At 69.1% G+C, this 11,321-nt stretch carries 10 protein-coding genes; 7 read left to right on the top strand and 3 right to left on the bottom strand.

What is annotated here, in order from left to right; all coding sequences use genetic code 11:
* Positions 1-1,627 (bottom strand): ferrous iron transporter B (locus AACZ35_RS08455; RefSeq protein ID WP_339828197.1); only part of this gene is annotated, 1,627 nt, incomplete at its 3' end.
* Positions 1,624-1,869 (bottom strand): FeoA family protein, encoded by a 246-nt coding sequence (locus tag AACZ35_RS08450; RefSeq protein ID WP_339828199.1) that lies wholly within the window; start codon positions 1,867-1,869, stop codon positions 1,624-1,626. The genes AACZ35_RS08450 and AACZ35_RS08455, both read right to left, overlap by 4 nt.
* A 123-nt stretch (positions 1,870-1,992) precedes the next feature.
* On the opposite strand from AACZ35_RS08450, the gene AACZ35_RS08445 reads away from it, so the two are divergent.
* The 6 genes from AACZ35_RS08445 to yeiP are packed head-to-tail and all read left to right on the top strand — an operon-like array spanning position 1,993 to position 9,657.
* A complete protein-coding gene (locus AACZ35_RS08445; RefSeq protein WP_339828196.1) occupies positions 1,993-2,784 on the top strand; it encodes an enoyl-CoA hydratase-related protein in 792 nt (263 codons plus the stop codon).
* Positions 2,784-4,787: an acetyl/propionyl/methylcrotonyl-CoA carboxylase subunit alpha gene (locus AACZ35_RS08440; protein ID WP_339828195.1), complete on the top strand. Its 2,004-nt coding sequence runs from the start codon at positions 2,784-2,786 to the stop codon at positions 4,785-4,787. Before AACZ35_RS08445 ends, AACZ35_RS08440 begins: the two co-directional genes overlap by 1 nt.
* Entirely contained in the window at positions 4,784-5,677 is an 894-nt protein-coding gene (locus tag AACZ35_RS08435) for a hydroxymethylglutaryl-CoA lyase (protein WP_339828194.1), read from the top strand. Before AACZ35_RS08440 ends, AACZ35_RS08435 begins: the two co-directional genes overlap by 4 nt.
* A gap of 57 nt (positions 5,678-5,734) precedes the next feature.
* Positions 5,735-8,266 (top strand): EAL domain-containing protein, encoded by a 2,532-nt coding sequence (locus AACZ35_RS08430; RefSeq protein ID WP_339828193.1) that lies wholly within the window; start codon positions 5,735-5,737, stop codon positions 8,264-8,266.
* A 43-nt stretch (positions 8,267-8,309) separates the two neighbouring features.
* Entirely contained in the window at positions 8,310-9,077 is a 768-nt protein-coding gene (locus AACZ35_RS08425; RefSeq protein ID WP_339828192.1) for an SDR family NAD(P)-dependent oxidoreductase, read from the top strand.
* Positions 9,078-9,093: 16 nt separating this feature from the next.
* Entirely contained in the window at positions 9,094-9,657 is a 564-nt protein-coding gene (gene yeiP, locus AACZ35_RS08420) for an elongation factor P-like protein YeiP (protein ID WP_339828191.1), read from the top strand.
* On the opposite strand, the gene AACZ35_RS08415 is transcribed toward yeiP, so the two are convergent.
* On the bottom strand, positions 9,620-10,189 hold the full coding sequence (locus tag AACZ35_RS08415) for an NUDIX hydrolase (protein ID WP_339828190.1): 570 nt from the start codon (positions 10,187-10,189) through the stop codon (positions 9,620-9,622). The genes yeiP and AACZ35_RS08415 overlap by 38 nt on opposite strands.
* 95 nt (positions 10,190-10,284) lie before the next feature.
* Here AACZ35_RS08415 and AACZ35_RS08410 point away from each other — a divergent pair.
* Positions 10,285-11,321: Na+/H+ antiporter NhaC family protein (locus tag AACZ35_RS08410; RefSeq protein WP_339828189.1), on the top strand; the 1,037-nt coding region annotated here is incomplete at its 3' end.

Below are 11,321 nucleotides of genomic sequence, written 5' to 3'. Positions count from 1 at the left end.
GCGAGAGCTGGGTGATGGCTTCGCTGTCGTTGCTGGCCGACAGCGCGTACACCGTCGCCAGCGCCGCCACCGCGACTTCGCGCGCCGCCAGGCCCGGGATGAGGGCGATGCAGATCTGCCAGTTGAAGCCGATCGGCGCGAACAGCGGTTCGAGCCAGTGGCCGATCCGCCCCGCCAGGCTGTAATCAATGGCCGGCAGCGTGGCGCCTTCCGGCGGCGCCGGGTAAGTGGCCAGGAACCACAGCAGCACCGTCAGCGACAGGATGATGCCGGTGACCCGGCGCATGAAGATGCTGGCGCGCTCCCACAGGCCGATCGCCAGGTCCATCGGGTTCGGCAGGCGGTAGCTGGGCAGTTCCAGCAGCAGCACGTGTTCGCCTTCGGTACGGCGCACGTGCTTGATCACCCAGGCCGCGGCCATGGCGCTGACGATGCCGCCCACGTACAGGCCGAACAGCACCAGCCCCTGCAGGTTGAACACGCCCCACACCTTCTGGTCCGGGATGAAGGCGCCGATAAGCAGCGCGTACACCGGCAGCCGCGCCGAGCAGGTCATCAGCGGCGCCACCATGATCGTGGCCAGGCGGTCGCGCGGGTCCTGGATCGAGCGCGTGGCCATGATGCCGGGAATGGCGCAGGCAAAACTCGAAAGCAGCGGGATGAAGCTGCGGCCGGTCAGGCCGGCGGCGCGCATCGGCCGGTCAAGCAGGAAGGCCGCGCGCGGCAGGTAGCCCGATTCTTCCAGTGCCAGGATGAAGATGAAAAGCAGCAGGATCTGCGGCAGGAATTCCATCACCGTGCCCAGGCCGGCAAACAGACCGTCCTGCACCAGGCTGCGCAGCGGGCCGTCGGGCATCAGAGCGCCGATGTTCTCGCCCAGCGTGGAAATCCAGCCCGCCAACGCGTCCTGCAGCGGCCCGGCCCAGCTGAAAACCGCCTGGAACATCAGGAACAGCACCACCGCCAGGATCACCAGGCCCCACACCGGATGCAGCAGCCAGCGGTCCAGGCGTTCGTCCAGGCGGCTGGTGCGTTCGGGCATGGTCACGGTTTCGGCCAGCAGGGCCTGCACCTGGGCGTGCAGGTCGCCGTGGTCGTCGCCGGGCTCGGGCGCCGCAGGCACCGCACCGTCGAGCCGGGCCAGCAGCGCCGCGGCGCCTTCGCGCTTCACGGCAATCGTTTCAACCACCGGGATGCCCAGGCGCGCCTGCAGCGCGTCCACGTCAATGATGATGCCGCGGCGTTTGGCCTGGTCCATCTGGTTGAGCGCCAACAGCATGGGCTTGCCCAGCCGCCGAACTTCCAGCACGAAACGCAGGTGCAGGCGCAGGTTGGTGGCATCGGCGACGCAGACCAGCAGGTCGGGCACCGGTTCGCCGGGCAGTTCGCCGTGGCAGGCGGCGCGGGTGATCGCTTCGTCGGGGCTGGTGGCGTCCAGGCTGTAGGCGCCCGGCAGGTCCAGCACGCGCACGCTGCGGCCACCGGGCGTGCGGAACAGGCCTTCCTTGCGCTCGACGGTGACGCCGGCGTAGTTGGCCACCTTCTGGCGGCTGCCGGTGAGGCGGTTGAACAGCGCTGTCTTGCCGCAGTTCGGGTTGCCCACCAGGGCGATGTTGAGCGCGCTCATTTCGCCGCCGGCACCTCGAGCTTCACGCGGGCGGCTTCCTGCCGGCGCATGGCGAAGCGGGTGAAGCCCACTTGCACCAGCAGCGGTTCGCCGCCGAGCGGGCCGCGGGTCAGCAGGCGCACGCTTTCACCGCGTACGAAACCGATGTCGCGCAGGCGCCGGGCCACCATGTCGCCGGGGCTGGCGTCGTGCACATCCGATACGACGGCTTCGTGCCCGGTGGGCAAATCGGCGAGGACCATGGTGGGCATGCCTAGGTGAGAATGATTCGCATTATATGCCTTTCCCGGCCCGCGCAACAGCCAGCGGGGTGCCGGCCGGCGGAAGCCAGCCGCTATCATGGGCGCTTGCCCGAAGGAGACCGCATGACCTCCGCCATCCGACTCGACCGCGACGGCCCCGTCGCCCGCCTCACCCTGGCCCGGCCATCCGTCCACAACGCCTTCGACGACGAACTGATCGCCGAACTCACCGGTGCCCTGGAGGCCCTGGACACGGACCCGACCGTGCGCGCGGTGGTGCTGACCGGCGACGGCGCGACCTTCTCCGCCGGCGCCGACCTGGGCTGGATGCGCCGCATGGCCCAGGCCAGCGAGGAAGAAAACCGGGCCGACTCGCTGCGCCTGGCCAAGCTGATGCGCACACTGAACTTCCTGTCCAAGCCCACGCTCTGCCACGTCAACGGCTCGGCCTACGGCGGCGGCGTCGGCCTGGTGGCCTGCTGCGACTACGCCGTCGGCGTGGATTCGGCCAAGTTCTCGCTGTCTGAAGTAAAGCTGGGCCTGGTGCCGGCCGTCATCTCGCCCTACGTCGTCCAGGCCATCGGCGGCCGCCACGCCCGCCGCCTGTTCACCGGCGCCGAGATCATCGGCGCCACCGAGGCGCGGGCCATCGGCCTGCTGCATGAAGTGGCCACCGGGACGGAGATCGACCAGCGGCTGGAACGCACCCTGCACTTCTGGCTCAAGGGCGGCGCCGTGGCGCAGCAGGAAGCCAAGCGGCTGGCCCTGCGCATGGCCGGCATGACCCCCGAGGCCGCCGCCGCGGTCGATATCGAAAACGCCGCCCTCATCGCCCGCCTCCGCGTCTCCCCCGAAGGCCAGGAAGGCCTGACGGCTTTTCTGGAAAAACGCCCGCCTGCCTGGAATTCGCATTGATGTTCACGAAAGTACTGATCGCCAACCGCGGCGAGATTGCCTGCCGGGTCATCCGCACCTGCCGACGGCTGGGTATCCGCACCGTGGCCGTGTATTCGGAGGCTGATGCCGGGGCGCAGCATGCGCGGCTGGCTGACGAGGCCTGGCCGATCGGCGGGCCGCGGCCGCAGGACAGCTACCTGCGCGGGGACGCCATCCTCGAGGTCGCGAAAAAGAGCGGCGCCCAGGCCATCCATCCCGGCTACGGCTTCCTCAGCGAAAACGCCGACTTCGCCGAAGCCGTCGAAGCCGCCGGCCTGGTCTTCATCGGCCCGCGCGCCGCGTCCATGCGCAAGATGGGCAGCAAGGCCGGTGCCAAGCAGCTGATGGAAGCCCGCGGCGTGCCCGTGGTGCCCGGTTACACCGGCGAAGACCAGGACCCCGGCCGCCTGCAGATCGAAGCCGACGGCATCGGCTACCCGCTGATGATCAAGGCCGCGCACGGCGGCGGCGGCAAGGGCATGCGCATCGTGCGCGCCAGCGAAGACTTCGCCGCCTCGCTGGAGAGCTGCCAGCGCGAAGCCACCGGCGCCTTCGGCCGCGACCGCGTGCTGCTCGAGCGTTTCGTCGAAACCCCGCGCCATATCGAAATCCAGGTCTTCGGCGACAGCCACGGCCAGATCATCCACCTGGGCGAACGCGAGTGTTCGGCCCAGCGCCGCTACCAGAAGGTGGTGGAAGAATCGCCCTCGCCCTTCGTCACGCCCGAGCTGCGCCAGCGCATGGGCCAGGCAGCGGTCGAAGCCGCCCGCGCCATCGACTACATCAACGCCGGCACCGTCGAATTCATCGTCGGCCCCAAGGGTGATTTCTACTTCATGGAAATCAACACCCGCCTGCAGGTCGAACACCCGGTCACCGAACTGGTGACCGGCCTGGACCTGGTGGAATGGCAGCTGCGCGTGGCCGCCGGCGAAGCCCTGCCGCGGGGCCAGGACGACATCACCCGCACCGGCCATGCCATCGAAGTGCGCCTGTACGCCGAAGATCCCTCCCAGGGTTTCCTGCCCGGCTCGGGCAAGCTCGAGGTGCTGCGCCTGCCCGCCGCCAGCGCGCACGTGCGCCTGGACACCGGCGTGGTCGAAGGCGACACGGTCACGATCCACTACGACCCGATGATCGCAAAACTCATCGTGCACGACGCCGACCGCCCGCGTGCCCTCGCCCGCCTGCGCGAAGCCCTGGCCGACTGCGAAGTGGTCGGCCCCAAGTCCAACATCGCCTTCCTGGAAAAGCTGGTGCGCCACCCGGAGGTGGTCAACGGCACCATCCACACCGCCTACCTCGACCGCCACCTCGACGACGTCCTGCCCAAGGAAGACCCGCTGCCGCCGGCCCTGCTGGCCCTGGCCGCCACCGCCTGCCTGCTGCACGACGAAGACGCCACCCACGCCCACACCGCCGCCAGCCCCGACCCGCATTCGCCCTGGGGCATCGCCGACGGCTGGCGCCTGGGCCACGGCGGCGAACGCCTGCTGTGTTTCGTTTACCGCGGCGAGCGCCTGGAACTACGCGCCCACGGCAGCGCCGGCGACTACACGCTCGAAAGCGGCGGTGACTCGCTGCGCGTCGAAGGCGCGGCGTTTGTAGCCGGCCGTCTGGTCGCACGCGTGGACGACCAGCAGCAGCGCGTACGCGCCCGCGCCGACGAGCGCCGCGTGCTGGTGCACGACGGCGACCAGCGTTTCACGCTCGAGCGCGTGCCGGCCTTCCTGTTCGACGAAGGCGATGCCGCCGCTGGCGCCGACCGCCTCACCGCGCCGATGCCGGGCCGCGTGGTCGTGGTGAAGGCGCAGGCCGGCCAGGCCGTCGAAGAAGGCCAGGAGCTGATGGTGATGGAAGCCATGAAGATGGAGCTGAGCCTGCGCGCCCCGCGTGCCGGCACCGTCGAAAAAGTGCAGGCCGCCGAGGGCGAGTTCGTCGAAGCCGACGCCGTGCTGCTGGTGCTGGAGGCCACGCAATGAGCCTGCCGGGCGAAGTCCGCATCGTCGAAGTCGGCCCGCGCGACGGCCTTCAGAACGAAAAGACGCTGGTTCCGACGGCCGACAAGATCGAGCTGATCGATCGCCTTTCGGCCACCGGCCTGCGCTGCATCGAAGCCACCAGCTTCGTCAGCCCCAAGTGGGTGCCGCAGATGGCCGATGCCGCCGAAGTGTTCACCGGCATCACCAAGGTTGCCGGCGTGGCCTACCCGGTGCTGGTGCCCAACCTGCAGGGTTACGAACGGGCGCTGGCGGTCGGTGCCACCGAGGTCGCCGTGTTCAGCGCCGCCTCCGAGGCCTTCAACCGCAAGAACATCAATGCCTCGATCGACGAGAGCATCGAACGTTTCCTGCCCGTGCTCGACCGCGCCCGCGCCGACGGCGTGAAGGTGCGCGGCTACGTGTCCACGGTGCTCGGCTGCCCCTACCAGGGCGAGGTGCCGCTGGCCGACGTGGTGCGCGTGGCGCGGCGCCTGCACGAAGCCGGCTGCTACGAGGTTTCGTTGGGCGACACCATCGGCATCGGCACGCCGGGCAAGGCCCGGGAAATGCTGCGCGCCGTCGCCGCCGAAGTGCCGATGGCCGCGCTGGCCGTGCATTTCCACGACACCCGCGGCCAGGCCCTGGCCAACATCCTGGCCTGCCTGGAAGACGGCGTGGCGGTGGTCGATTCGTCCGTGTCCGGTACCGGTGGCTGCCCCTACGCCCCCGGCGCCAGCGGCAACGTCGCTACCGAGGACGTGGTCTACATGCTCGACGGCCTGGGCGTGAAGACCGGCGTGGACCTGGCGAAGCTGGTCGAAACCGGCCGCTGGCTGGCCGGCCGGCTTGGTCGAAGCTCCGGCAGCAAGGTCACCCTCGCGTCCACTTGACGGAAGCGCAGTGTATTCTCGGCCTTCATCGCTCCAGGGGCGGCGGGTCGCGAAAGAATGGATGAGGCCAGGCACGACGACGAAACGATGCTGGCCCAACTCGAGGCCCTCCTGGCCGATGGCAAGGGCTGCAACGACCCGGTCCTGCTTTCCGAACTGCTGGCGATGCTGCATGAACTGCGGCGCGAAGCCGACAGCGCCAGCCTGCGCTACCAGAAACTCTTCAACGCGGTGCCCGACCCGGTCAGCCTGATCGATTCCGACGGCCGCATCGTCGATCTCAACACCGCCGGCGAACTGGCCTATGGCCTGCCGCGCGACGAGATCGTCGGCAAGCTCATCCACGTCATCAACCCCGACCTGCCGCCCGACCACATGGCGCCGGTGCTCGAGACCCTGGCCCGCAAGCGCACGCACGTGGTCGAGGTCTACAACAAACGCGCCGACGGCAGCCGCTTCCCCGTTGAGGTGCACTCGGCTCGCTTCGAGGACGGCCCGCGGCAGTTCGTCATCGCCGTGGCACGCGACCTCACCGGCCGCCGCGAGGCCGAAGAAAACCTCAACACCCTGCTGTCGGTGATGGACAAGGGCGTGCTGGTTCAGGACCAGGACGGCAACGCCCTGTCTGCCAACGCCGCGGCCATGCGCATCCTGGGCCTGCCCGAGGACGAAGGCATCGCCAGCAGCCTGCGCTGGCAGGACTGGCTGGTGGTGGACCACCGTGGGTGGCCGCTGCGGTTTGGCGAAATGCCGTCGATGCGGGCCGTGCGCACCGGCCGCATCATCGAATCGACGCTGATGGGCGTGTACCACACCGGCCGCAAGCAGCTCACCTGGCTGTCGGTCTCTTCCGTGCCGCAGTTCCGTGCCGGCGAAAGCACGCCGTCGCGGGTCATCTCGCTGTTTTCCGACGTCACCGACCTCAAGCGCGACAGCGCCCTGTTCCTGCGCACCCAGGCCCTGGCCCGCATCGGCGGCTGGGAATGGGACGGCGGCCGCGAGCGCCTGTACCTCACCGACGAAGCGCTGCGCATCATCGGCCGCCGCGAGGACCCGCCGCGCACGCTCGAGGACGCGCTGGGCCAGGTCGTCGCCGCCGACCGCCCGCGGGTCGAAGAAGCGCTGCAGAGCGTTCTGCGCGACGGCGGCGCCTTCGACATGGAAATCCAGCTCAGGAAGCCCGACGGCCGCACGCACTGGGCGCGCCTTATCGGCCAGGCCGAGGGCCGGGCGCCGATGACCGCGCGCATCACCGGCATCCTGCAGGACATCACCCAGCGCCGGCAGATCGAAGAAGCCTTGCGCAGCCAGGCCCGAACCGACGCGCTGACCGGCCTGTTCAACCGCGACGGCGCCCTGACCGAGCTCGAACGCCGGGTGATGGAAGCCGAAGGCGGCCTGACCGTCGTCTACATCGACCTCGACCGCTTCAAACTGGTGAACGACCTGCTGGGCCACGCCGCCGGCGACCAGCTGCTGGTGAACGCGGCGCGCCGCCTGGAAGGCTGCATCGGCGAGCACGACATCCTGGCCCGTTTTGGCGGCGACGAGTTCCTGGTGCTGGCCGATACCCGCGAAGACCCCACCGCCGCCGAGGCCCTGGCCGCGCGCATCACCAAGGCCTTCGGCGACAGCTTCCGCTACGCGGGCGAAGAATTCACCATCACCACCAGCGTCGGCCTGGCGCGTTACCCCGAACACGGCGCCACCGTGCAGCAGCTGGTGAACAACGCCGACGCGGCCATGTACGACGCCAAGCGTCGCGGCCGCAACACCTGGCAGACCTTTACGCCGGAGCTGGCGCGCCAGCAGCACGACCGCGTGCAGGTCGAAGCGCAGCTGCGCCGCGCGCTGGAGAACGAAGAGTTCCGGCTGGTGTTCCAGCCGCTGGTGAACCTGGCCGACGGCCGCGTGCGTTCGGCCGAAGCGCTTATCCGCTGGCGCAACCCGGCCCTGGGCGAGCTCAGCCCCGACCTGTTCATCACCCACGCCGAAACCACCGGCGACATCGTGCGCATCGGCGCCTGGGTCATCCAGTCGGCCTGCCGGCAGATGGCGGCCTGGCGCAAGGCCGGGCTGGCGCCGGCGCGCATGGCGGTGAACGTGTCCTACCGCCAGTTCCTCACCGAAGACCTGGTGCCGCTGGTGGCGCAGTGCCTGGAAGACAACGACCTGCCCGGCGAACTGCTGGAACTGGAGTTCACCGAGCGCGTGCTCATCGAAGACGCACCCGACACCCACCGCACCTTCGAAGGCCTGCGCCAGCTGGGCGTGGTGCTGACCATCGACGACTTCGGCGAAGGCTACAGCGCGCTCAACTACCTGCGCCGGCTGCCCATCCACGGCCTGAAACTGGCCCAGGCCTTCCTGCAGGGCGTGCCGGGCAACGAGTCCGACGCCGCCATCTGCCAGGCCGTGGCCGGCATCGCCCAGGCCCTGGGCCTGGACCTGGTCGCCGAGGGCGTGGAAAGCAGCGCCCAGCGCGACTTCCTGCTGGGCCTGGGCGTACGCACCGGCCAGGGTTTCCTGTTCAGCCCGCCGATGGACCCCGACGCCTTCGTCGCCTACCTGCGCCAGACCGGCAGCTGACCGGGTAAAATCGCCGGCTTACGCATCAACCCGGGGTTCCCGAATGAAGATCCAAGACACCCGCGCCGTCATCACTGGCGGCGTTTCCGGCCTGGGCCTGGCCGTGGCCAGGCACCTGGTCGGCGCCGGCGCCAAGGTCGCGCTTTTCGACATCAACGATGAAAAGGGTGCGGCCGCCGTCGCCGAACTGGGCGAGGCCAATGCCCGCTACTGGCGCACCGACGTCACCGACGAAGCCCAGGTCGCCGCCAACGTGGCCGCCGCGAAGGACTTCATGGGTGGGCTCAACGCCGCCGTGAACTGCGCCGGCATCCTGGGCGCCGGCCGCGTGCTGGGCAAGGAAGCGCCGATGCCGCTGAAGAACTTCGCCGGCACCGTCATGGTGAACCTGGTTGGCAGCTTCAACGTGGCCAAGGCCGCGGCCGACCTGATGCAGCACAACGAGGCCGACGAAGGCGAGCGTGGCGTGATCGTCAACACCGCCTCGGTCGCCGCGTATGAAGGCCAGATCGGCCAGGCCGCGTATTCGGCGTCCAAGGGCGGCGTGGTCGGCATGACCCTGCCGATGGCCCGCGAACTGGCGCGTTTCGGCATCCGCGTGAACACCGTGGCGCCGGGCATCTTCTGGACCCCGATGGTCGATGGCATGCCCGAAGCCGTGCAGCAGTCGCTGTCGGCGTCGATCCCCTTCCCGTCCCGCCTGGGCCGCCCGGAAGAGTTCGCCGACCTGGTTGCCTACATCGTCACCAACCGCTACCTCAACGGCGAAACCATCCGCCTCGACGGCGCCGTGCGCCTGGCCCCCAAGTAAACCCCGAGCCCAACCCATGAAAGCTTCCGACATCAAGAAAGGCAACGTCGTCGAACACAACGGCACCGTCTACCAGATCCGCGACATCGAGCGCAGCTCGCCGCAGGGTCGCGGTGGCAACGTCAAGTTCCGCTTCACCATGTACAGCGTGCCGGGCGGCGTGAAGTTCGACCTCAGCGTCGGCGGCGACGACGAACTGCGCGAAGTCGAGCTCAGCCGTCGCGCCAGCACCTTCAGCTACAAGGACGGCGAGGCCTTCGTCTTCCTCGACGCCGAGGACTACACGCCCTACCAGCTTGATGCCGAAGTCATCGGCGACGACGCCGGTTACATCACCGACGGCCTGGAAGGCTGCTACGTGCAGCTGATCGAAGACGCCCCGGTGGCCGTGCAGCTGCCGCCGAGCGTGGTGCTGGAAGTCGTGGACACCCCGCCGGAGCTCAAGGGCGGCACCGCCACCAAGCGCCCGAAGCCGGCCAAGCTCAATACCGGCATCGAAATCATGGTGCCCGAGTACATTTCCAACGGCGAGAAGATCCTGGTCAGCACGACGACGGGTGAGTTCGGCGGTCGCGCCTGAGCCACTTCGCGGCCATCCGGCGCAGCGATTCATCCGCCGCCGGATCGGCCGCGATCCCGCTGACCGGCTTCCAGGCCAGGTCCAGCGACTCCTCGCCCACCGCGAAGTCCTCGCTGCCTGTCGCCCTCACCACGAAGCGCACGTCGTAGTGCCAGTGTTCCGGCTCCTCGCCGCGGGCCGGGATGGCGTGCCGGTCCAGGTCGAAGATGGCCGGCACGACCACCAGGTCGCCCAGCCCCGACTCTTCTTCGGCTTCCTTCAGCGCCACCGCTGCCATATTGGCGTCGCCGTCGGCGTGCCCGCCCAGCTGCAGCCAGCGGCCCAGCTTGCGGTGGTGGGTCAGCAGCACCCGCTGCCCGGCCGCGTCCACCAGCCAGGCCGAACCGGTGAAATGCCCGGCCAGCCGGCGCCGCTCGTAAACCGGGCCGGGATCGGCCAGCAGGGCCTGAAAAAGGTCGACGACCCCGGTTTCCCCGGGGTGGCGCCGGCGGTAGTCGGCCAGGGCAGAGGCCAGGTCGAATTCAGGGGGCATGGGACACGAATGCGCTGGGAAAGGGCCACCAGTCTACCCACGAGGCCCCGCCCGCTCAGGTAAACTCGGCCGATACCTCTGGGGAGAGAGTGTTCATGTCCGAGACCTCGCCGGCCCGTCCGGGCCGCGAACCGAGCCTGCTGCAGGCCCTGCTGCCGCTGCTGGTGCTGTTCATCCTGCTGCCGCTGGCGGTTTACCTGTACGCGGACAATTCGTCCTACGGCGCCAACCAGATCTCGCTGCTGCTGGCCGCCGGCGTCGCCGCCCTGGTCGGCTTGCGCAACGGCATGCGCTGGGACGACATCCAGGACTCGATCATCCACGGCATCGCCATTTCCGGCACCGCCATCCTGATCCTGCTGGCGGTCGGCGCGCTTATCGGCACCTGGATCCTCTCGGGCGCCGTGCCCACGATGATCCACTACGGCCTGGCCGTGCTGCACCCGTCCTTTTTCTACCCGGCCGTATGCATGGTCTGCGCCATCGTCGCGATAACCATCGGCAGTTCCTGGACGGTGGCCGGTACGCTGGGCGTGGCGCTTATCGGCGTTGCCCAGGGCCTGGGCCTGGACGTGGCGATCACCGCCGGCGCGATCATTTCCGGCGCCTATTTCGGCGACAAGATGTCGCCGCTGTCCGACACCACCAACCTGGCCCCGGCCGCCGCCGGCGGCGAACTGTTCGCCCACGTGCGGCACATGACCTGGACCACCCTGCCCAGCCTGGCCATCGCCCTGGTCGGTTTCGCCTTCCTGAGCTTCGGCGACGAGGCCGGCACGGCGACCGTTGGCTTCGGCGACCTGTCCAATGAACTGCAGAAGCAGTTCGCGCTCGGCCCGCACCTGCTGATTCCGCTGGTGGTGGTGTTCGTGCTGGCCATCCGGCGGTTCCCGGCGTTTCCGACCATCTTCATCGGCGCCCTGCTGGGCGGCGTGTTCGCCGTCATTTTCCAGCCCGACCTGGTGGTGGCGCTGGCCGGCAACGAGGCCCTTTCGCGGCCGATGGCGATGCTTTCGGGCGCGTGGACGGCGCTGTTCGACGGCTACAAGGGTGAGTCGGGCAATGCCGCCGTCGACGACCTGCTCAACCGCGGCGGCATGTCGAGCATGCTAAACACCGTCTGGCTGATCGT

The organism is uncultured Arenimonas sp., from assembly GCF_963976025.1.
Classification (GTDB): Bacteria; Pseudomonadota; Gammaproteobacteria; order Xanthomonadales; family Xanthomonadaceae; genus Arenimonas.
This window is presented reverse-complemented; position numbering and strand designations above follow the sequence as displayed.

Bases quoted from the DNA above. Each gene is read 5' to 3' on its own strand.
- AACZ35_RS08450 (WP_339828199.1), bottom strand. From the start codon at position 1,869: ATGGTCCTCGCCGATTTGCCCACCGGGCACGAAGCCGTCGTATCGGAT.
- AACZ35_RS08445 (WP_339828196.1), top strand. From the start codon at position 1,993: ATGACCTCCGCCATCCGACTCGACCGCGACGGCCCCGTCGCCCGCCTC.
- AACZ35_RS08440 (WP_339828195.1), top strand. From the start codon at position 2,784: ATGTTCACGAAAGTACTGATCGCCAACCGCGGCGAGATTGCCTGCCGG.
- AACZ35_RS08435 (WP_339828194.1), top strand. From the start codon at position 4,784: ATGAGCCTGCCGGGCGAAGTCCGCATCGTCGAAGTCGGCCCGCGCGAC.
- AACZ35_RS08430 (WP_339828193.1), top strand. From the start codon at position 5,735: ATGGATGAGGCCAGGCACGACGACGAAACGATGCTGGCCCAACTCGAG.
- AACZ35_RS08425 (WP_339828192.1), top strand. From the start codon at position 8,310: ATGAAGATCCAAGACACCCGCGCCGTCATCACTGGCGGCGTTTCCGGC.
- yeiP (WP_339828191.1), top strand. From the start codon at position 9,094: ATGAAAGCTTCCGACATCAAGAAAGGCAACGTCGTCGAACACAACGGC.
- AACZ35_RS08415 (WP_339828190.1), bottom strand. From the start codon at position 10,189: ATGCCCCCTGAATTCGACCTGGCCTCTGCCCTGGCCGACTACCGCCGG.